This window comes from Aeromicrobium terrae, from assembly GCF_008039565.1.
In the GTDB taxonomy this organism is placed as follows: Bacteria; Actinomycetota; Actinomycetes; order Propionibacteriales; family Nocardioidaceae; genus Aeromicrobium; species Aeromicrobium terrae.
Genome location: NZ_VDUX01000002.1, coordinates 19,614 through 38,039 on the forward strand (window position 1 = coordinate 19,614; position 18,426 = coordinate 38,039).

Here is an 18,426-nt window from a genome sequence, read left to right on the forward strand (position 1 = left end):
GTGAGTCCATGGGGCGGCTGCTGATCGTTCACCACGCGCCGACGCCGACGGTCCGCAGGCTCGCCGACGCCGTCGTCGACGGAGCCAACGACGACGCGATCGAGGGCGTCGAGGTGGTGGTGCGCGAGGCCCTGGAGGCCCGCGCCGACGACGTCCTGGCCGCCGACGGCTACGTCCTCGGGACCACCGCGAACTTCGGCTACATGTCCGGGGCGTTGAAGCACTTCTTCGACACGATCTTCCTCGAGGCCGGCGGCGCTCTGACCGACGACGGGTCGGCCGGTGAGGGCGTGGAGGGTCCGAGACGGCCGTACGGACTGTGGGTGCACGGGCGCTACGACACGACCGGCGCCGTGCGGTCGGTGCAGAGCATCGTCCAGGCACTGCCGTGGAAGCAGTCGGCCGACCTCCTGGAGGTGCTCGGCGACGTGGGCGACGCGGAGCTCGCCGCCGCCTACGACCTCGGTGGCACACTGGCAGCGACCCTCATGGAGTGACGATGCCCGTTCCCGATTTCCTCCCCACCCTGTCCGCCGGAGCCCATGACGAGGACGCCGGCGAGGCCTGCGTCATGGAGTACGTCTCGCTGCTCGCCGGCGAGCCGTGGAGCGACCGCCCGGAGTGCACGCACCCGCTGCTCGCCCACGAGGCCCACACCGCTAACGACCTGCTCCTCGACGCCGACCGGCCGCGGCTCGTGCCGCTGATCGGCCGACTGTTCGGCACCACCGACGACTCCGACGAGATCCGCGCCCGGCTGCGGCTGCGGCAGGCCCGGCAGGTCGCGCAGCTCATCGCGCCCGATGCGCGCGGGCCCGTCCTCGCGATCATCGAGCGGGCCGAGGTCGGCGACCCCGGTCTGTCGTACCGGCCGGACGTCCCGCACGTGCTCGACCCCGAGCACCGCGCCGTCCACCAGCAGGGGGCACGGATCGGGTTCTTCGTCTCCCCTGACGCCGGACCCCGCGAGCGCTGGGCCCTGGCTGCCCTGGGGGCGGCGCATCTCGCCGCCGCCACGGAGTGCCGCGCCGACTGCGGCGACCCGAGTGCGCGGGCCCGCCGGATGGTCAAGGACCTCGCCGGACTCATCGACGAGTACGACGCCGTCACCGACCGCGTCCCGGCGGCGTTGACGGCCGCCCAGGTCGGAGAGCTGGCCGACGCCTTCTAGGGCAGGTATGCGGCGGCGACGGTGAACGACGCCGTCTGCCCCGGCGCCACCTCGGCCGTGACCTCGACGCGGTCGGCGTGCTCGAGCCGGTTCGCGCGCCCGGAGACGAAGTGTCCGCTGTTCTCGCCCGGCCGCATCGCCAGGCGTCGCTCCGGCTGCTCGATCTGGAACGGCTGCGGCTCCCAGGTCCAGCGGCAGGCCTCGCGACCACCGGCGAACGCCGTGACCACGAACCGCGTCACGTGCGTGACGTCGGTGAGTCCCAGCCGGAGACGCAGCGCCTCCAGCCCGTCGACCGCGAAGCTCACGCCGCCGAGGTCCCCCACCGGCGTCATCGCGTCGGCATCGACGTCCACGAAGTCCCGCGCCCGCGTCAGCGGCTGGGCCACCCGCACGGGCGGGCGGGAGCTCGCCGCCCGGACCCGTTGCGACGGCTCGGCGCTGCGCGAGGCGACGACGAGCGTCCACGTGTTCGCGAGCGGCTCGACGTGGTGGGCCACGAGGCCGGCACCGTCGAGCATCGACTTCAGCCGCGCGACGTCGAAGACGGAGAGGTGACCCCACACCGCCTCGAGGCGGCCGTGCAGCGGGACGGAGAAGAGCAGGTCCACGCCGTCGGGCAAGGCGTCGGCGAGGATCCGCAGCGCGGCCTCGGCGTCCGGCACGTGCTCCAGCACCTCGCAGCAGATCACGAACGTCGCGCCCGTGGCCTCGACCTGCTCGCGCGTGAGTGCCATCAGGTCGCCGAGCTCGACGGTGACCGAGGCGTCGGACAGCCCGTTGACCTCTAGGAGCTCCGACACCATCGGCACGAACTTCTCGACGACATCGATGCCGTGATAGCTCGCGACCCCGACGTCGCGGATGAGCAGCGAGGCGAGCTGACCGAGGCCGAAGCCGACGTCGAACACGCGGTCGCCGGGCCGGGCGAAGTCCATCGTGCGGCGGTAGCGCAGCAGGTTGTTACGGCCCTCCTGCATCGGGTACTCGCCGGACCACCCCGCCGGACGCAGCGGCTCGACGCTGCGCGCGGCGTACTCGTACCACGCAGCGAGCTCGGGCCCGAACACCTTCTCGGCGCCCTTGGTGCTGAGCCGCTCGTGCGCGTCCACCAGCATCCAGCCGGCCCGTACCGCGGCAGCCTCCGTCGGGTCGGCCGGGTCGGTGTCGAGCTCGGGAGCGAGCGGCTGACGCTCGGTGACGATGCGGATCCAGCGGCCGCGGTGGCCGTCGCCGGACGGGGCCTTCGGGCGTCTCGGGACGGCGGGCTGCGGGAGCTCGTGACCCCGGACCAGAGCCCTGATTCCACGCCGAAGTGCGCTGGAACGGGGGGATGACATGGACGGATCGTAATGACCGGAGGTGCCACCGGTCCGCCGTTCGCGAACATCAGCGTCCGGCGTGGCTCCAGGCGAGCAGACGGTCGACCGGCCACGTGGTCACGACGCGGTCGAGGGGGACGCCGAGCTCGGCCACCCGGGCGGCTCCGTGGTCGAGGAAGTCGAGCTGTCCGGGGGCGTGGGCGTCGGAGTCGATGCTGAACAGACAGCCCGCTTCGAGGGCGGTCTCGATCAGCGGATCCGGCGGGTCGCGGCGCTCCGGACGGGCGTTGATCTCGACGGCGACGTCGTGCTCGGCGCAGGCCGCGAAGACCCGCTTCGCGTCGAACTGCGACTCCGGGCGCTTGCCACGAGAGCCTTCGATCAGCCGTCCGGTGCAGTGCCCGAGCACGTTGGTGTGCGGGTCGGCGACGGCCTTCAGCATGCGCCGGGTCATCGGTCCGCGGTCCATGCGCAGCTTGGAGTGGACGCTGGCCACGACGACGTCGAGCCGGTCGAGCATCTCCGGGGTCTGGTCGAGCGACCCGTCCTCGTGGATGTCGACCTCAATGCCCGAGAGCAGCCGGAAGTCGTCGATGCCGGCGTCCACCTCGGACACGACGTCGAGCTGCTCGGCGAGTCGCTCCGCGCTCAGGCCGTTGGCGACCGTCAGGCGGGGCGAGTGGTCGGTCAGCACCATGTACTCATGGCCGCGCCAGGCCGCCGTCCGGGCCATCACGTCGATCGGCGAGCCGCCGTCGGACCAGTCGGAGTGGGTGTGCAGGTCGCCGCGCAGCGCGGCCCGTACCTCCTCGCCACCGGCAACGAGCGGCTCGGTGTTGCGCTCGCGCAGGTCGGCGAGGTAGCCGGGGACCTCGCCGTCGAGAGCCTGCTCGATGACCTCGGCCGTACGGGCCCCGATGCCGGCGATGCGCTGCAGCCCGCCCTGCTCGCGCCGCTTCCTCAGGTCGTCGACGCCCAGGCCGGCGATCGCCGCGGCGGCCTTCCGGAACGCCTGGACCTTGTAGGTGACCGCCCGCTCACGCTCGAGCCAGAACCCGATCTCCCCCAGCGCGTCGGCGGGGTTCAGCGCGCCTCCCCGGAGTAGTCGAAGGAGCCGTCGGGGTTCCAGCGGGCCTTCGACCCCTCGTCGCCCACGCGGGCGACCATGACGATGACGATCACGGCGAGCGCGGCCACGACGATGGCCAGCGCGCCGCCGGCGAGCGGGTTCCCGAGCCTCGGCAGCACCAGCGCGACGACGAGGACGACCGCGAGCATCACGAGCAGCCAGACCTGCAGCTGGTTGGCGAGCTCCTCGTGGTGGTCGACGACCTTGCCCGTGACGTTGCCCTCGATCTGGTCGCCCAGGGCGGTCTTGAGCCGCTCGCCGCTCTCCCGGGCCACGAAGACAGTGGCCGTGGCGATGGCCGTGGCCGCGACGATCCACCAGCGCAACGTCATCCGCCAGGACGGACGCAGGAAGGCGAGCGCGAGGAGCGCGGAGGCCGGGACGAAGATGACGGCCGCGTGCACCACCAACGCATGCACCGGCAGGTCGTTGAACGATCCGAACACGAGAGTCCTCCGGGGGTCCAATGTCGACGGGTGCCGCCGATTTCACCGTACCCTGAGCCGCATGGCCCACTCCTGGAACGACGACGTGCGGCTCGCCCACGTGTTGGCCGACGTCGCCGACAACCTGTCGATGGACCGGTTCGGCGCGATCGACCTCGAGGTGTCCACGAAACCGGACATGTCGTACGTGACCGAGTCCGACGAGGCTGTCGAGGAGGCCATCCGCCGGCAGCTCAAGACCGCCCGCACACGTGACGTCGTGCTCGGCGAGGAGCAGGGCGAGGTCGAGGGCTCCACGGGCTCGCACGAGCGCCGCTGGATCATCGACCCGATCGACGGCACCGCCAACTTCGTGCGCGGTGTCCCGGTGTGGGCCACGCTGATCGGCCTGGAGGAGGCCGGCGAGATCGTCGTCGGCTGCGTCTCCGCCCCCGCCCTCGGCCGCCGCTGGTGGGCCTCGAAGGGCGGCGGCGCGTTCACCGGCAAGTCGTTCATGCAGGCCCGCGAGATCCGGGTGTCCCGGGTCGCCGATCTCGAGGCCGCGTCCTTCTCGTACAGCTCGCTCGGCGGCTGGGACGACATCGACAAGGCCGACGCCCTGCGCGCCCTGATGCGACGCTGCTGGCGCACGCGCGCGTACGGCGACTTCTGGTCCTACATGATGCTCGCCGAGGGTGCCGTCGACATCGCGGCCGAGCCGGAGCTCAAGCTCTGGGACATGGCGGCGCTCGACGTGATCGTCACCGAGGCCGGCGGCCGCTTCACCAGCCTCGCAGGACAGCCGGGGCCCTGGGGTCCGGACGCCCTGGCCACCAACGGACGGCTGCACGACGCCGCGATGGCGTACCTCGGCCACTTCCCCGACGACGGTCCCCACGACGAGCTCTGGGGCGACGAGCCGGAGGGCGACGACCCGCCTGAGCAGCCCCCTGACGACAACGTCCGGACGCTGGACTTCTCTCGTTCTTGGGGCGACCCCGACGCGCCCTGAGGGTTACGCTGCCAGCACTCGACCAAGGAGGCTGACATGCGCGTGAGCGACGTCCTGACGTCCAAGGGTTCCGACACCGTCTTCACCATCCGTCCCGACGCCACCATGAACGAGCTGTTGGACTCGTTGGCGGAGCACAACATCGGCGCGATGGTCGTGAGTGACGACGGGCAGGGCATCCTCGGCATCGTCTCCGAGCGGGACGTCGTGCGGAAGCTGCGCGGCTTCGACGCCCCCCGCGAGGAGGTCACGGTCGCGCAGATCATGACCACGGACGTGCAGGTCTGCGCCCCGGAGGACTCGTTCGGCGAGCTCATGAGCGTCATGACCGCACACCGGGTGCGCCACGTGCCCGTGCTCGAGGAGGGCCGCTTGGTCGGCGTGCTCAGCATCGGCGACGCCGTGAAGTACCGGATGGACCAGCTGGAGTTCGAGCGCGACCAGCTCAACAACTACGTGTCGGGCGGCTGATCGAGAAGAACATCTGTCGTCTCTCTTGTCGACGATACGTTTCCGATATATCGTTTACGTATCGACTAGAGGGAGGATGCCTTGTGCGCAACCCAGATTTCACTTCTCACCGTCCACGTCGCCCGGAGGACCGCCTCCGATCCCGCCTGGACGACGCCCGCAACCTCGGCTGGGACCCCAGCCTCGGCCCGGCGTTCGGCTATCCCGGACGCCGACGCGGCCGGCGACGTGGTGGCCGCGGCGGCGACGTCCGCGCCGCAGCCCTGCTGATCCTGTCCGAGCACGCCGCTCACGGCTACCAGCTGATCCAGGAGATCGGCGAGCGCAGCGAGGGCGCCTGGACGCCGAGCCCCGGCTCCATCTACCCCGTGCTGCAGCAGCTCGAGGACGAAGGACTCGTCGAGTTCGAGCGCGTCGACGGCCGCAAGACCGCGACGCTCACGACCGACGGCCGCGAGTACGTCGAGGAGAACCGCGAGCAGCTCGGCTCCCCGTGGGACGACGCCCGCGGGCCCGAGGGCGACCCTGGCCGCGAGGCGGGGGCGGCCCTCAAGGGGTTCGTCCTGGCGTGGCGCCAGGTCATGCACACCGGCACGCCGGAGCAGCAGGCCAAGGCGACCGCGACGCTCGAGGACGCCCGCAAGGCGATGTACCGGATCCTCGCCGAAGAGGACTGACTGCGATGCTGGCTCCATGAGCCAGCACGGACGTCTCCACCTGCCGGAGCGCGAGCTGAGCTGGCGGTTCAGCCGCTCCTCCGGCGCCGGTGGACAGCACGTCAACACCACGGACACCCGGGTGGAGCTCACCTGGTCGCTGACCGACACCGCCGTCCTGTCCGAGGCGCAGCGGGCCCGCGTGGCCGAGAAGCTGCGTTCCCGGATCGTCGACGGCACCATCACGGTCGTCTCGTCGCGCTACCGCTCGCAGCACCGGAACCGTGAGGCCGCTCGCGTGCGCCTGGAGGAACTGATCACCGACGCGATCGTGCCGCCGCGGCCGCGAAGGCCCACGAAGCCGACCCGCGCCTCGAAGGAGCGCCGCCTCGACGCCAAGAAGCGCCGCAGCGACGTGAAGCGCTCACGCCGCGGCGGATGGGACTAGGCCGGTTCGGCCGGCTTGGTCGGCGCGCCGATGTCGTCGGCGGGGTCGTCGCCGGAGGTCGCGGACGACTCCTCGTCCGACGAGCCCTCGTCCGACGACTCGTCGCCCTCGGTCTGGTCGGTCTCGGCCATTCCCTCGGTGGTGTCGTCGTCGTCCTCGCCGGGATCCGCGCCCTCGACACCCTCGGTGCCCTCAGGCTGGTCGGTGGTCGGGTTGACCGGGACGTCGGGCGACTCGGTGCTGCTGGAGTCCTCCGGCACGTCGGGTCCTGCGGGGTCGTCGGGCACCCCCGCGTCGTCGGGGCGGACCTCGTCGCCGGCGCTGGTCTCGGGCTCAGGTGTGCTCTCGCTCATGTCCCCATCGTGCGGGCGGAGCTCGCACCCCGCCATTCGGCAGCCGGGGACGCCTAGGCTGAGGCCGTGGTCCGGCGTCGCGTCGTGGTGAGTGGGCACGTCCAGGGAGTCTTCTTCCGGGCGAGCTGCGCCGCGGCCGCGCAGGCCTCCGGCGTCGCCGGGTGGGTCGCCAACCAGCCCGACGGCACCGTCGAGGCGGTCTTCGAGGGCACCCCGGAGTCCGTGGACCACCTGATCGCCTGGTGCCGGAAGGGCCCGCCGCGGGCGAACGTCCAGCGCGTCGAGGTCACGAAGGAGGAGCCGCGCGGCGAGTCCGGGTTCGAGACGCGCTAGAAGCCCAGCTTCCGCAGCTGCTTGGGATCGCGCTGCCAGTCCTTCGCGACCTTGACGTGCAGGTCGAGGAAGACCGGTGTGCCGAGGATCCGCTCGATCTGCGCGCGTGACGCCGTGCCGATCTCGCGGAGCCGCTCGCCGCGGTGACCGATGATGATGCCCTTCTGGCTGTCGCGCTCGACGAAGACGTTCGCGCGGACGTCGACGAGCGGCCGGTCCGGCGACCGGCCCTCACGCGGCAGCATCTCCTCCACGACGACGGCGAGCGAGTGCGGGAGCTCGTCACGCACGCCCTCGAGCGCGGCCTCGCGGATCACCTCGGCGACGAGCGTCTCCTCCGGCTCGTCGGTGAGGCGGCCCTCCGGGTAGAGCGGCGGCCCCTCGGGCAGGGTCGCGACGAGCAGGTCGGCCAACAGCTGCACCTGGTCGCCGGCCACGGCGGACACCGGCACGACGTCGCGCCACTCGAGGCCGGCCTCGTCGCCGGCCCCCTGGATCGCCATCAGGTGCTCGGCCAGTCGCGACGGCGAGACCAGGTCGGTCTTGGTGGCGACCGCCAGCACCGGCTTGCGGCGCAGGGCGGCGATCTCGCGGATCAGGAACCGGTCGCCCGGACCGATGCACTCGTCGGCGGGCAGGCACAGGCCGATGGTGTCGACCTCCGACCACGTGGTCCGCACGAGGTCGTTGAGTCGCTGACCCAGCACCGTGCGCGGCTTGTGCAGGCCCGGGGTGTCGACGAGGACGAGCTGCGCGTCGTCGCGATGCACGAGGCCGCGGATGGCGTGCCGCGTGGTCTGCGGCTTCGACGACGTGATCGCGATCTTGTCGCCGACCAAGGCGTTGGTCAGCGTGGACTTGCCCGCGTTCGGTCGCCCGACGAAGCAGGCGAACCCGGAGCGGAACGTGGTCACGCCGGTCGCCCCCTCACGTCGAGCGCACAGAGTGCGGCGTGCCGTCCGGGTCGGCCACGACGACCGGCACGTCGGCCCCGGCGAACTCGCGCAGCGCGCTGAGGTCGACGATCCGTTGCGCGTCGACGTCCGTGACGATCGCGCCCGCCTCCAGGCCCGTGGCGCCGGACGAGACGGCCATGGCCACGGCGAGGTCGAGGGCGTCCAGCTGCAGCGACGGCAGCTTCACGCGCGCTGCGGTGTACGTGCGTCCGTCGAGGTCACGGACCGCCGCCCCGTCCGAGGCCTGCGTCCGCGCCCGGGAGGCCCGCGCCAGCGTGACGAGCTTGGCGTCCTCAGGACTCAGCGACATGTCCGGCTCCATGGGGTGAGGGTACTGACTCCTCCGCGGCCGGCCCGGCGACCCGGCTGACCTTGACCCGGCCGATGCGGTTGCGGCGGCCGGCGGGCTCCTCGGCCTCCAGCCGGAGACCGGCCACCTCGACGACGCTGCCGGGGATCGGCACCTTGCCCAGGTGCTTGGCGAGCAGGCCGCCGACCGAGTCGACGTCGTCGTCGTCGATGCGCACGGAGAACAGCTCGGCGAGGTCGTCGACGTCGAGCCGGGCGCTCATCCGGTACGCACCGTCGGCCAGGGTCTCGACCTCGGCCGGCTCGGTGTCGTACTCGTCGGCGATCTCGCCCACGATCTCCTCGAGGATGTCCTCGATCGTGACCATGCCGGCCGTGCCGCCGTACTCGTCGACGACGATCGCGACGTGGGTGCGCTGCTCCTGCATCTCGCGGAGCAGGTCGTCGACCGGCTTGGTGTCAGGGACGAACAGGCACGGTCGCATGATCGACTCGACGCGCTCGGTCGACTCAGCCACGTGGTTGTCGAACACCCGCTTCGTGAGGTCCTTGAGGTACGCCATGCCGAGGATCTCGTCGAGGTTGTCGTCGATGACCGGCACCCGGGAGAACCCGCTGCGCAGGCACAGCGACATCGCCTGGCGCAGCGTCTTGTGCTGCTCGATGTAGACGAGGTCGGGGCGGGGCACCATCACCTCGCGGACGACGGTGTCGCCCAGCTCGAAGACCGACTGGATCATCTTCGACTCGTCGGTCTCGATGACCGCGCTGGCCGCGGCGAGGTCGACGAGCTCCCGGACCTCGACCTCCGAGGCGAACGGACCCTCACGGAACCCCTTGCCCGGCGTGATCGCGTTACCGACGACGATGAGCAGCCGGGTCAGCGGACCGAGCAGCCGGGTGGCGCCGATGACCGGCACCACCGATCCCAGCGCGACGCGCTCGGCGTTCTGGCGGCCGAGCGTGCGCGGGCCGACGCCGATCAGGACGTAGCTGACCACCACCATCACCGCGACGGCGAGCAGGGTGCGGGGCCAGAACCCGTCGAGCTCGTCGGCGACGACGAACGCGACGAGCACGACGCTGGCCGTCTCGCACAGCACGCGCAGCAGCAGGACGGAGCTCAGGTACGGCGCCGGGTCGTCGAGGATGCGCACCAGGCGGCCCGCTCCCCCACGTCCTTCCTCGGCCAGCTCCTCCGCCCGCGCCTTGGAGAACGACGAGAGCGCCGCGTCCATGCTGGCGAGCACGCCGGCCGCCACGGCGAGGACCACCGACGAGACGAGCGGCACCCAGGTCATTCGGGGTCGCCGCCCTGCTGCCACTCCAGCAGGAGGCGGCCCTGCACCCCGAACATCTCCTGGTGCTCGTCCGGCGAGGCGTGGTCGTAGCCGAGCAGGTGCAGGATGCCGTGCACGGTCAGCAGGTCGATCTCGTCGGCCGCGGAGTGGCCGGCGGCCGGGGCCTGCTGGGCGGCGACCTGGGGGCACAGCGCGATGTCGCCGAGGTAGCCGTTGTCCTCCTCGGCGGCGGCCTCGTGGCCGGGGGTCAGCTCGTCCATCGGGAACGACAGGACGTCGGTGGGGCCCTTCTTGCCCATCCACTGCTCGTTCAGCGTGGCCATCGTGTCGGCGTCGACCAGCCGGACGGTCATCTCCGTGGACGGGTGCAGGCGCATCCGTCGCATGACGAAGCGGCAGAGCCTCGTCAGCGCGACGACGTCGACGCCGAGCTCGGCGCCGAGGCCGGACTCATCGAGAACGTCGACGTTCACCGGAGCCCTCACCGGCCTCATAGGTGTCGTACGCGGCGACGATCCGGCCGACGAGCTTGTGCCGCACGACGTCGTGCGACGTCAGGGTGCTGAAGTGCACGTCGTGCACGCCGTCGAGGATGTCGCGCACGACGCGGAGGCCGCTGGTGGCGCCACCCGGCAGGTCGACCTGCGTGACGTCGCCGGTGACGACCATCTTCGAGCCGAACCCCAGGCGCGTGAGGAACATCTTCATTTGCTCCTGCGTGGTGTTCTGCGCCTCGTCGAGGATGATGAACGCGTCGTTGAGCGTGCGGCCGCGCATGAAGGCCAGCGGGGCGACCTCGATGGTGCCGTTGGTGAGGAGCTTGGGGATCGAGTCGGGATCGATCATGTCGTGCAGCGCGTCGTAGAGCGGCCGCAGGTACGGGTCGATCTTCTCCGAGAGCGTGCCGGGCAGGTAGCCGAGCCGCTCGCCGGCCTCGACCGCGGGACGCGTCAGGATGATGCGGGTGATCTCCTTGGCCTGCAGGGCCTGGACGGCCTTGGCCATCGCGAGGTAGGTCTTGCCGGTGCCCGCCGGGCCGATGCCGAACACGACCGTGTGCTTGTCGATGGCGTCGACGTAGCGCTTCTGGTTGAGCGTCTTGGGCCGGATCGTGCGGCCGCGGTTGGACAGGATGTTGAGGCTCAGCACCTCGGCCGGCCGCTCCTGGGTCTCCGTCCGCAGCATCGAGATGCTCCGCTCGACCGTCTCGCGGGTGAGCGCCTGGCCCGTGCGCACGATGGCGACGAGCTCGTCGAGCAGCCGCTCGACCATCGCCGCCTCGGCCGGCGTCCCGTCGACCGTGATGACGTTTCCGCGCGCGTGGATGCGCGCCTCGAAGGACGACTCGATGAGGCGGAGGAACTCGTCGGCCGGCCCGAACAGGGCGACGGCGTCGATGCTGGCCGGCACGGTGAACGTGTGCGGCGCGGGGTGATCTGACATTTGACTCAATCGTACGGTTCGGTCGTTGAGCCTGTCGAAACGTCCTTTCGACAAGCTCAAGGACCTACCCCGGGGGCCAGCCCAGCTCTCGGCCGGCGAGGACGTGCGCGTGGCAGTGGAAGACCGTCTGGTGGGCGTCGGCACCGGTGTTGAAGACCAGCCGGTAGGACCCGCCGACGTCGTCGGCGATCTTCTTGGCGAGGCGCAGCAGGTCGACCGTGGCCTCGGGCTCGGCCTCGGCCAGGCTCCCGATGTCGGGCTGGTGCACGCGCGGGATGACGAGCACGTGGGTGGGCGCCTGCGGGTTGACGTCGCGGAACGCCACGGCGTGCTCGGACTCGGCGACCCCGTCGGACGGGATCTCGCCGCTGACGATCTTGCAGAACAGGCAGTCGTCCATGACTCAGTTGTACCAACGGTTCGGTGGTCGAGTAGCGGAGGCCGCCCGCGGCCGACGCGTATCGAGACCACGTCCTGCACTAGCGCGGACCGCCTGGTGGTTTCGCACCCGGCGGCTTCGCCGCAGAACGCTCAACCCGCATCGACGCGCGCTCGCAGGGCTCGCAGTGGTTTCAGCGCAGCGCGTCGCGGATGCGACCGAACACGCTCTTGTGCGACGACCCGAGGCGGGCCTCGGGGCGCTGCTCGTCGCGCAGCTCGGCGAGCTGGTGGAGCAGCTCGCGCTGCTCGTCGTCGAGGTGGTGCGGCGTCTCGACGACGACCTGCACCCGGAGGTCGCCGCGACCGGCGCCGCGCAGACGCGGCACGCCCTGGCCTCGGACCGTGATGACGTCGCCGGACTGCGTGGCCGGCGGGACCTCGACGTCGACGGTGTCCGGGCCCTCGTGGTCCGGGAGGTCGGACTCGAGGGTCGGCAGGTCGAGGTGGGTGCCGAGCGCCGCCGCGGTCATCGGCAGGGTGACCTGGCAGAGCAGCTGGTCGCCCTTGCGCGCGTAGACGGCGTGCCGGTTGACGTCGATCTCGACGTAGAGGTCGCCGGGCGGGCCGCCGCCCGGGCCGACCTCGCCCTCGCCGCTGAGCTGGATGCGGGTGCCCTGGTCGACCCCGGCCGGGATGGTGACGGAGATGGAGCGGCGCGAGCGGACGCGGCCGTCGCCGCCGCACTCCGGGCACGGGTCCGGGATGATCGTGCCGTAGCCCTGGCAGGCCGGGCAGGGACGCGACGTGCGGATGTCACCGAGCAGCGAGCGCTGCACGTGCTGGACGTCGCCGTTGCCGTGGCACGTGCCGCAGGTGACGGGCTGCGAGCCGGCGTGCGCCCCGCTGCCCTGGCACGTGGAGCAGACGACCGCGGTGTCGACCTTCAGCTCGTGCGTGACGCCGAACGCCGCCTCGGCGAGGTCGATCGTGAGCCGGAGCAGCGCGTCCTGGCCGCGCTGCGTGCGCGAGCGCGGGCCGCGTCCGCGGCCGCCGGTGGCCTGGCCGAAGAACGCGTCCATGATGTCGTCGAAGCTGAACCCCTGGCCGAAGCCGTGGCCGGCGCCACCGAGCGGGTTGCCGCCGCGGTCGTACACCGAGCGCTTCTGCGGGTCCGACAGCACCTCGTAGGCCGTCGTGACCTCCTTGAAGCGGTCGGAGGCGTCCGGGGCGTCGTTCACGTCCGGGTGCAGCTGACGGGCAAGACGGCGGTACGCCTTCTTGATGTCGTCAGGCCCGGCGTCGCGGGAGACGCCCAGCAGCTCGTAGTAGTCCTGTGCCATGTGTCCTCTGGTTCGTCAGCCGTCCGCCAGCAGTCGTCCGACGTATCGGGCGACCGCGCCGACGGAGGCCATGGTTCCGGGGTAGTCCATGCGACTGGGACCCAGCGTGCCCATCGTCGCGAGCGCCTGCTCGTCGGCGCCGTAGGGGGTGGAGACGACGGCGGTGCCGGCCAGGCTCTCGTTGCCGGTCTCCGCGCCGATGCTGACGTGCATGCCCGCCGTGGCCTCGCCGAGCAGGCGAAGGAGGACGACCTGCTCCTCCAGCGTCTCGAGCACCGGCCGGATGGCCGTGTCGAAGTCGCTGCCGAAGCGCGCGAGGTTGGCCGTGCCGCCCACGGCGATGCGCTCGTCGGACCGCTCGTTGGAGAAGACGTGCGTGAGCGTGGTGACGATCGACGTGACGATCGGCCGGTCGGCCGGGGCGAACGAGCCCATCAGGTCGGCCATGCGCAGCGACGCCTCGGGCAGGCGCTCGCCGACCGTGGCCCCGACGATCCGGGTGCGCAGCTGGCTGACGAGCTCCTCGGACGGTGCCTCGGCGAGCTCCACGATGCGCTGCTCCACACGTCCGGAGCTGGTGATGACGACGAGCAGGACGCGGCTGTGGTCCAGCGGCACGATCTCGATGTGCCGCACCGTGGACCGGGTCAGCGTCGGGTACTGGACGATGGCGACCTGGTTGGTGAGCTGCGCCAGGATCCGCACGCTGCGCTGCACGACGTCGTCGAGGTCGACGGCGCCGGTGAGGAACGTCTCGATGGCGCGTCGCTCCGCCGGCGACAGCGCCTTCACCGTGGCGAGCCGGTCGACGAACATCCGGTAGCCCTTGTCGGTGGGGACGCGGCCGGCGCTGGTGTGCGGCTGGTGGATCAGGCCCTCGTCCTCGAGCACGGCCATGTCGTTGCGGATGGTGGCCGACGAGACGCCGAGGTGGTGGCGCTCGACGAGCGCGCGCGAGCCGACCGGTTCCTGCGTGGCCACGTAGTCCTCGACGATCGCGCGGAGGACCTCGAGTCGACGGTCGTCGGACATTTCACTCCTCTGGACTCGATCCTGCGTGTCGCTTAGCACTCGACCCTGCCAAGTGCCAGTCTATCGAGGTGGAGGGAATCGTTGCGGACGGTGACAGCGTCGTCGTGACCGGGGCGGAGCGCACGCTCACGTATCGGCCACGTCGCGTCACGGTGTCCGACGGCACGTTCGTCATGCACACCTCGCGCGGCGGCGGCATGAGCTCGGTCTGGTTCACCGACCTGGGCGACTGCTTCGTCGAGGTCGTGCACCTCGGCGCCGGCCCCGAGGGCGGCGAGCTGGTGCTGGTCGTGCCCGGGCGCGACACGGTCGCGATCGGCGACCTGTACGTCCGGAAGCCGCGCAGCGCCGGTCCGTCCTGGCCTCGTGCGGTGGAGCTGGCCGTGGGCCTGACCACTCCGGCCACCCGCATCCTGACCAGCCGCGGCGAGATCAGCCGCGACGAGCTGGAGGACTTCCACCAACGGCTCCTCGGGCTCATCCATGGCTGACCGGTACGGCCAGGACGTGCTCTCCACCGACTGGCGGAAGCCGCCTCGCGGCCGGTCCGAGCCGGCCGTCGCGGAGCGCGGGCTCGTCGTCGAGGAGGCCGAGACCGGCTTCTGCGGCGAGATCATGCGCGTCGACCGCGACCTCCACACCGTCGAGCTCGAGGACCGGCACCTGAAGCGCCGCACGTTCCCGCTGGGCCCGGGCTTCCTCCTGGAGGGCCGGCCGGTCGTTCTCGAGGCACCCGGCCCGGCCGCGCCGCAGCAGTCCACCCGCACGGCGTCGGGCTCAACGCGCGTCGAGAACACCCGGGCCAAGGTCGCACTGCCGAGCCGCATCTGGGTCGAGGGCCGGCACGACGCCGAGCTCGTCGAGAAGGTCTGGGGTGATGACCTTCGCGTCGAGGGCGTGGCCGTCGAGCACCTCGGCGGCATCGACGACCTCGTGGCCGCCGTCGACGACTTCTCCCCTGGCCCGGACCGGCGTCTCGGCGTCCTCGTCGACCACCTGGTGCCCGGCTCCAAGGAGACCCGCATCGCCGACCAGCTCGCCGGGCGCGCGCACGTGCTGGTCGTCGGCCACCCGTTCGTCGACGTCTGGCAGTCGGTCAAGCCGGCGCGGCTGGGGGTCGACGCCTGGCCGGTCGTGCCGCGCGGCACCGACTGGAAGCACGGCATCTGCGCCGCCTTCGGCTGGCCGCACGACGACCAGGCCGACATCGCCCGGGCGTGGAAGCACATCCTCGGCCGGGTCGACTCCTACGCCGACCTCGAGCCGTCGTTCCTCGGCCGGGTCGAGGAGCTCATCGACTTCGTCACGGTGCCCTGACGCGTCAGTCCACGAGGTCGCGGACCACGGCGTCGGCGAGCAGCCGGCCCTGCAGCGAGAGCGTGAGGCGCTCGTCGTCCGTCACGACCAGTCCGCGGTCGACGAGTGCGGGCACGACGGCCCGGCCGGCGGGGTGCAGCTCGGCGAGCGGGAGGCCGTCGCGCAGCCGGGTCTGCAGCATCACGCGCTCGAGGTGCGCAGTGTCCGCGTCGATCGTCTCCCCGTCCTGCCGCGGCGACTCCCCCGCCGCCAGCCGCTGCGCGTAGGCCGCGGGATGCTTCACGTTCCACCAGCGGTGCCCCACCAGCCGCCCACGGCCCGGCACCCCCGCCGAGGCGTGGAGGTACGAGTGGGCACCCGGACCGATGCCCCACCACTGTCCGCCGCGCCAGTAGAGGAGGTTGTGGCGGCACTGCGCCGCCTCGTCGCGGGCCCAGTTGGACAGCTCGTACCAGCCGAGGCCGGCGGACTCGAGCAGCTCGTCGGCAAGCAGGTACTTGTCGGCGGTCTTGTCGTCGTCCGGCATGACGACCTCGCCGCGGGCGACCTTCCGCGCGAACGCCGTGCCCTGCTCGACGATCAGGGCGTAGGCGCTGACGTGATCCGGATCGAGGGCGAGAGCGGACTCGACGCTGCGGCGCCAGTCGTCCATCGACTCCCCGGGCGTCCCGTAGATCAGGTCGAGGCTGAGCTGCTCGAATCCCGCCTCGCGCGCCCACCGGACCGCCTCGGGGACCCGCGCGGGGTCGTGGGTGCGGTCGAGCGTCGCCAGGACGTGCGGCACCGCCGACTGCATCCCGAAGGAGATCCGCGTGAATCCACCCTCGCGCAGCTCGGCGAGGGACTCGGGCGTGACGGAATCAGGGTTGGCCTCGGTGGTCACCTCCGCGCCGGGGGCCACGCCGAACCGCTCGCGCGCGGCCCCGAGCATCCGCACCAGGTCGGCGGACGGCAGCTGGGTCGGCGTGCCTCCGCCGACGAAGACGGTGTCCACCTGGGGCACGGCGTCGCCGAACGACCGCGCTGCCAAGTCGATCTCGGCGATCGCCGTGTCGGCGTAGGACGCGCGCGTGGCGCCCTCGCCGAGCTCGTCGGCCGTGTACGTGTTGAAGTCGCAGTACCCGCACCGGACTGAGCAGAACGGGACGTGCAGGTACAGCCCGAAGGCGTCAGTCAGCGTAGAGACCCTCGATGACGTCGCGGTAGTTGTCCTCGACGACCTTGCGCTTGAGCTTCAGGCTCGGCGTGAGCTCGCCGGACTCCACGGTCAGGTCGTGGTCGAGGATCGCGAACTTCTTGATCGTCTCCCAGCGGTTGAGCTTGGAGTTCAGCTCGTCGACGTCCTGGCTGATGGTCTCGCGCATCGCGTCGGACGAGACGATCTCGGAGTACGACTTGCCCGCCATGCCGTGGCCCTCGGCCCAGCCGGCGACCGCGTCGGGGTCGAGCGTGATGAGCGCGACGCAGTAGTTCTTCTCGTTGCCGTGCACCACCATCTGGCTGGCCAGCGGGCAGACGCCCTTGAAGGTGCCCTCGATGTACGACGGCGCGATGTACTTGCCGCCGGACGTCTTGAACAGGTCCTTCTTGCGGTCGGTGATGCGCAGGAAGCCCTCGGAGTCGATCTCGCCGATGTCGCCGGTGGCGAACCAGCCGTCCTCCAGCAGCGCGGACGCGCTCTCGCCCTCGAGGTTGTGGTAGCCGCGCATGATGTTCGGGCCCTTGAGCAGCACCTCGCCGTCCTCAGCGATCTTCGCCTCGGTGCCCGGGAAGGGCAGGCCGACCGTGCCGAGCTTGTAGGCGTCGGGGCGGTTCACGAACGCGCCGGCCGACGTCTCGGTGAGGCCGTAGCCCTCGAGGATCAGGACACCGGCGCCGTGGAACCACTCGGCGATGTCGCGCGACAGCGCTGCAGCACCGGAGATGAAGAACCGCACCCGGCCGCCGAACCGGTCGCGGACCTTGGTGAACACGAGCTTGTCGGCCACGGCGTGCTTGGCCTTCAGGATCGGGGAGATCGGCTTGCCGGACTGCTGGGCGCGCGACCACTCGCGGCCCACGCCCTCGGCCCAGCGGAAGATCTTGAGCTTCGCTCCGCCCTCCTCCTCCACCATGCCGACGATGCGGCCGTAGGCCTTCTCGAAGATGCGCGGGGCGGCGCCCATGAACGTCGGCTTCACGACGGCGAGGTTGTCGACGATCTTCGGGACGCGACCGTCGATCGCGCAGGCGAAGCCGACCGCGAGCTGACCGGTCAGGAGCACCTTGCCGAACGAGTGCGCCATGGGGAGCCAGCGGAACTCGAGGTCGTCCTCGTTGATGAAGCCGCCCGCCAGCAGGGTGGCGCCCTCGAACGTCCAGCCGTCGTGGCTCAGGCGGACACCCTTGGGGCGGCCCGTGGTGCCGGACGTGTAGATGAGGGTGGCGAGGTCGTCGGGCTTGATGGCGGCGACGCGCTGCTCGATGACGTCGGGCTGCTTCTCCAGCAGCTCGGCGCCGAGCTGCTCGAGCTCGCCGAAGCCGATGACCCAGTCCCCTTCTCCACCTGCACTGTCCGTCTGGCCGTCGAACGTGACGACCTTGACGACGTCGGGCAGCTCGGAGCGCTTCTCGACGAGCTTCTTGATCTGCTCGTCGTCCTCGGCGAACACGATGCGGCTCCCGGAGTCGGCGAGGATGTACGCCTCGTCGTCAGCGCCCGTGGACGGGTAGACGGTGGTGGTGGCGGCGCCGGCGGCGTTGATGGCCAGGTCGGCGGCGATCCACTCGTACCGGGTGCCCGACGCGATCGCGACGCGCTCCTCGGCCTCGATGCCCAGCGCCACGAGGCCGGCCGCGAGCTTGGTGACCTGCTCGCCGGTCTCGCCCCAAGTCAGGGAGTGCCAGACCTCGTCCTCGTCGGGGAACCGGTAGGCCTCGCGGTTCCGCGACGCCTCGACGCGGTCGTAGAACATGCGAGCCACGCTCTGCGAGCGGTTCTCGATGATCTCGAGCTGTTCGGGGGTGGCGACGGTGACACTCATGAAG

At 71.3% G+C, this 18,426-nt stretch carries 23 protein-coding genes; 9 read left to right on the forward strand and 14 right to left on the reverse strand.

The window, feature by feature from the left end; genetic code table 11:
- The first annotated feature begins 8 nt into the window (after positions 1 to 8).
- On the forward strand, positions 9 to 497 hold the full coding sequence (locus FHP06_RS03615; RefSeq protein WP_147683932.1) for a flavodoxin family protein: 489 nt from the start codon (positions 9 to 11) through the stop codon (positions 495 to 497).
- A 2-nt stretch (positions 498 to 499) separates the two neighbouring features.
- A complete protein-coding gene (locus FHP06_RS03620; RefSeq protein WP_147683934.1) occupies positions 500 to 1,171 on the forward strand; it encodes a hypothetical protein in 672 nt (223 codons plus the stop codon).
- Here the strand turns inward: FHP06_RS03620 and FHP06_RS03625 are convergent.
- From FHP06_RS03625 to FHP06_RS15860, 3 genes are read right to left on the reverse strand one after another with little or no spacing between them, the layout of a single operon-like run.
- Positions 1,168 to 2,511 (reverse strand): class I SAM-dependent methyltransferase, encoded by a 1,344-nt coding sequence (locus tag FHP06_RS03625; RefSeq protein WP_147683935.1) that lies wholly within the window; start codon positions 2,509 to 2,511, stop codon positions 1,168 to 1,170. The two genes, FHP06_RS03620 and FHP06_RS03625, sit on opposite strands and share 4 nt — an antisense overlap.
- Before the next feature lie 49 nt (positions 2,512 to 2,560).
- Positions 2,561 to 3,622 (reverse strand): PHP domain-containing protein, encoded by a 1,062-nt coding sequence (locus FHP06_RS03630; protein ID WP_230973424.1) that lies wholly within the window; start codon positions 3,620 to 3,622, stop codon positions 2,561 to 2,563.
- Positions 3,577 to 4,068 (reverse strand): DUF2231 domain-containing protein, encoded by a 492-nt coding sequence (locus FHP06_RS15860; RefSeq protein ID WP_187271765.1) that lies wholly within the window; start codon positions 4,066 to 4,068, stop codon positions 3,577 to 3,579. Before FHP06_RS15860 ends, FHP06_RS03630 begins: the two co-directional genes overlap by 46 nt.
- Positions 4,069 to 4,129: 61 nt before the next feature.
- Between FHP06_RS15860 and FHP06_RS03635 the strand changes: the two genes are divergently transcribed.
- The 4 genes from FHP06_RS03635 (at position 4,130) to arfB (ending at position 6,634) form a co-directional block, all read left to right on the forward strand.
- The gene (locus FHP06_RS03635) at positions 4,130 to 5,059 is read left to right on the forward strand and encodes an inositol monophosphatase family protein (RefSeq protein WP_147683937.1); all 930 of its coding nucleotides are present in this window, start codon (positions 4,130 to 4,132) and stop codon (positions 5,057 to 5,059) included.
- A 36-nt stretch (positions 5,060 to 5,095) separates the two neighbouring features.
- Positions 5,096 to 5,530 (forward strand): CBS domain-containing protein, encoded by a 435-nt coding sequence (locus FHP06_RS03640; RefSeq protein ID WP_147683939.1) that lies wholly within the window; start codon positions 5,096 to 5,098, stop codon positions 5,528 to 5,530.
- Positions 5,531 to 5,613: 83 nt separating this feature from the next.
- Positions 5,614 to 6,207 (forward strand): PadR family transcriptional regulator, encoded by a 594-nt coding sequence (locus FHP06_RS03645; RefSeq protein ID WP_187271766.1) that lies wholly within the window; start codon positions 5,614 to 5,616, stop codon positions 6,205 to 6,207.
- Between the two features lie 16 nt (positions 6,208 to 6,223).
- The gene (gene arfB / locus FHP06_RS03650; RefSeq protein WP_147683942.1) at positions 6,224 to 6,634 is read left to right on the forward strand and encodes an alternative ribosome rescue aminoacyl-tRNA hydrolase ArfB; all 411 of its coding nucleotides are present in this window, start codon (positions 6,224 to 6,226) and stop codon (positions 6,632 to 6,634) included.
- On the opposite strand, the gene FHP06_RS03655 is transcribed toward arfB, so the two are convergent.
- The gene (locus FHP06_RS03655; RefSeq protein ID WP_147683943.1) at positions 6,631 to 6,987 is read right to left on the reverse strand and encodes a hypothetical protein; all 357 of its coding nucleotides are present in this window, start codon (positions 6,985 to 6,987) and stop codon (positions 6,631 to 6,633) included. The two genes, arfB and FHP06_RS03655, sit on opposite strands and share 4 nt — an antisense overlap.
- Before the next feature lie 66 nt (positions 6,988 to 7,053).
- Here FHP06_RS03655 and FHP06_RS03660 point away from each other — a divergent pair, with 66 nt between their 5' ends.
- Positions 7,054 to 7,320, forward strand: coding sequence for an acylphosphatase (locus FHP06_RS03660; RefSeq protein ID WP_147683945.1), 267 nt, complete (start codon positions 7,054 to 7,056; stop codon positions 7,318 to 7,320).
- Here the strand turns inward: FHP06_RS03660 and era are convergent.
- The 8 genes from era to hrcA form a co-directional block, all read right to left on the reverse strand.
- Positions 7,317 to 8,234 carry a GTPase Era gene (gene era, locus FHP06_RS03665; protein ID WP_147683947.1) on the reverse strand — a complete coding sequence of 306 codons (918 nt, stop codon included), beginning with the start codon at positions 8,232 to 8,234 and terminating at the stop codon, positions 7,317 to 7,319. The two genes, FHP06_RS03660 and era, sit on opposite strands and share 4 nt — an antisense overlap.
- A 13-nt stretch (positions 8,235 to 8,247) precedes the next feature.
- The gene (locus FHP06_RS03670; protein ID WP_147683949.1) at positions 8,248 to 8,598 is read right to left on the reverse strand and encodes a cytidine/deoxycytidylate deaminase family protein; all 351 of its coding nucleotides are present in this window, start codon (positions 8,596 to 8,598) and stop codon (positions 8,248 to 8,250) included.
- Positions 8,570 to 9,886, reverse strand: a complete 1,317-nt coding sequence (locus FHP06_RS03675; RefSeq protein WP_147683950.1) for a hemolysin family protein — start codon at positions 9,884 to 9,886, stop codon at positions 8,570 to 8,572. Before FHP06_RS03675 ends, FHP06_RS03670 begins: the two co-directional genes overlap by 29 nt.
- The gene (gene ybeY, locus FHP06_RS03680) at positions 9,883 to 10,359 is read right to left on the reverse strand and encodes an rRNA maturation RNase YbeY (RefSeq protein WP_147683952.1); all 477 of its coding nucleotides are present in this window, start codon (positions 10,357 to 10,359) and stop codon (positions 9,883 to 9,885) included. The genes FHP06_RS03675 and ybeY overlap by 4 nt, the downstream gene beginning before the upstream one ends.
- Entirely contained in the window at positions 10,337 to 11,329 is a 993-nt protein-coding gene (locus FHP06_RS03685; RefSeq protein WP_147683954.1) for a PhoH family protein, read from the reverse strand. The genes ybeY and FHP06_RS03685 overlap by 23 nt, the downstream gene beginning before the upstream one ends.
- Positions 11,330 to 11,393: 64 nt before the next feature.
- A complete protein-coding gene (locus FHP06_RS03690) occupies positions 11,394 to 11,729 on the reverse strand; it encodes a histidine triad nucleotide-binding protein (RefSeq protein ID WP_147683956.1) in 336 nt (111 codons plus the stop codon).
- 172 nt (positions 11,730 to 11,901) lie between these two features.
- On the reverse strand, positions 11,902 to 13,050 hold the full coding sequence (dnaJ, locus tag FHP06_RS03695) for a molecular chaperone DnaJ (RefSeq protein WP_147683957.1): 1,149 nt from the start codon (positions 13,048 to 13,050) through the stop codon (positions 11,902 to 11,904).
- 15 nt (positions 13,051 to 13,065) lie between these two features.
- Positions 13,066 to 14,082: a heat-inducible transcriptional repressor HrcA gene (gene hrcA / locus FHP06_RS03700; protein WP_147683959.1), complete on the reverse strand. Its 1,017-nt coding sequence runs from the start codon at positions 14,080 to 14,082 to the stop codon at positions 13,066 to 13,068.
- A gap of 68 nt (positions 14,083 to 14,150) precedes the next feature.
- Here hrcA and FHP06_RS03705 point away from each other — a divergent pair, with 68 nt between their 5' ends.
- Both FHP06_RS03705 and FHP06_RS03710 read left to right on the forward strand, forming a co-directional pair.
- Positions 14,151 to 14,573: a hypothetical protein gene (locus FHP06_RS03705; RefSeq protein WP_147683961.1), complete on the forward strand. Its 423-nt coding sequence runs from the start codon at positions 14,151 to 14,153 to the stop codon at positions 14,571 to 14,573.
- Positions 14,566 to 15,399, forward strand: coding sequence for a DUF3097 domain-containing protein (locus FHP06_RS03710; protein ID WP_147683963.1), 834 nt, complete (start codon positions 14,566 to 14,568; stop codon positions 15,397 to 15,399). The genes FHP06_RS03705 and FHP06_RS03710 overlap by 8 nt, the downstream gene beginning before the upstream one ends.
- 4 nt (positions 15,400 to 15,403) lie before the next feature.
- Here FHP06_RS03710 and hemW read toward each other — a convergent pair whose 3' ends face one another.
- Positions 15,404 to 16,576, reverse strand: coding sequence for a radical SAM family heme chaperone HemW (gene hemW / locus FHP06_RS03715; RefSeq protein WP_147683965.1), 1,173 nt, complete (start codon positions 16,574 to 16,576; stop codon positions 15,404 to 15,406).
- Entirely contained in the window at positions 16,569 to 18,422 is a 1,854-nt protein-coding gene (locus FHP06_RS03720; RefSeq protein WP_147683967.1) for an AMP-dependent synthetase/ligase, read from the reverse strand. Before FHP06_RS03720 ends, hemW begins: the two co-directional genes overlap by 8 nt.
- Between the last annotated feature and the right edge of the window lie 4 nt (positions 18,423 to 18,426).

Excerpts from the sequence above, each read along its gene's own strand:
- FHP06_RS03685 (WP_147683954.1), bottom strand. The coding sequence starts at position 11,329 with ATGTCAGATCACCCCGCGCCGCACACGTTCACCGTGCCGGCCAGCATC.
- FHP06_RS03670 (WP_147683949.1), bottom strand. The coding sequence starts at position 8,598 with ATGGAGCCGGACATGTCGCTGAGTCCTGAGGACGCCAAGCTCGTCACG.
- FHP06_RS03615 (WP_147683932.1), top strand. The coding sequence starts at position 9 with ATGGGGCGGCTGCTGATCGTTCACCACGCGCCGACGCCGACGGTCCGC.
- FHP06_RS03620 (WP_147683934.1), top strand. The coding sequence starts at position 500 with ATGCCCGTTCCCGATTTCCTCCCCACCCTGTCCGCCGGAGCCCATGAC.
- FHP06_RS03635 (WP_147683937.1), top strand. The coding sequence starts at position 4,130 with ATGGCCCACTCCTGGAACGACGACGTGCGGCTCGCCCACGTGTTGGCC.
- arfB (WP_147683942.1), top strand. The coding sequence starts at position 6,224 with ATGAGCCAGCACGGACGTCTCCACCTGCCGGAGCGCGAGCTGAGCTGG.
- FHP06_RS03655 (WP_147683943.1), bottom strand. The coding sequence starts at position 6,987 with ATGAGCGAGAGCACACCTGAGCCCGAGACCAGCGCCGGCGACGAGGTC.
- hrcA (WP_147683959.1), bottom strand. The coding sequence starts at position 14,082 with ATGTCCGACGACCGTCGACTCGAGGTCCTCCGCGCGATCGTCGAGGAC.
- FHP06_RS03675 (WP_147683950.1), bottom strand. The coding sequence starts at position 9,886 with ATGACCTGGGTGCCGCTCGTCTCGTCGGTGGTCCTCGCCGTGGCGGCC.
- FHP06_RS03690 (WP_147683956.1), bottom strand. The coding sequence starts at position 11,729 with ATGGACGACTGCCTGTTCTGCAAGATCGTCAGCGGCGAGATCCCGTCC.
- FHP06_RS03720 (WP_147683967.1), bottom strand. The coding sequence starts at position 18,422 with ATGAGTGTCACCGTCGCCACCCCCGAACAGCTCGAGATCATCGAGAAC.
- FHP06_RS03710 (WP_147683963.1), top strand. The coding sequence starts at position 14,566 with ATGGCTGACCGGTACGGCCAGGACGTGCTCTCCACCGACTGGCGGAAG.
- FHP06_RS03640 (WP_147683939.1), top strand. The coding sequence starts at position 5,096 with ATGCGCGTGAGCGACGTCCTGACGTCCAAGGGTTCCGACACCGTCTTC.
- dnaJ (WP_147683957.1), bottom strand. The coding sequence starts at position 13,050 with ATGGCACAGGACTACTACGAGCTGCTGGGCGTCTCCCGCGACGCCGGG.
- FHP06_RS03625 (WP_147683935.1), bottom strand. The coding sequence starts at position 2,511 with ATGTCATCCCCCCGTTCCAGCGCACTTCGGCGTGGAATCAGGGCTCTG.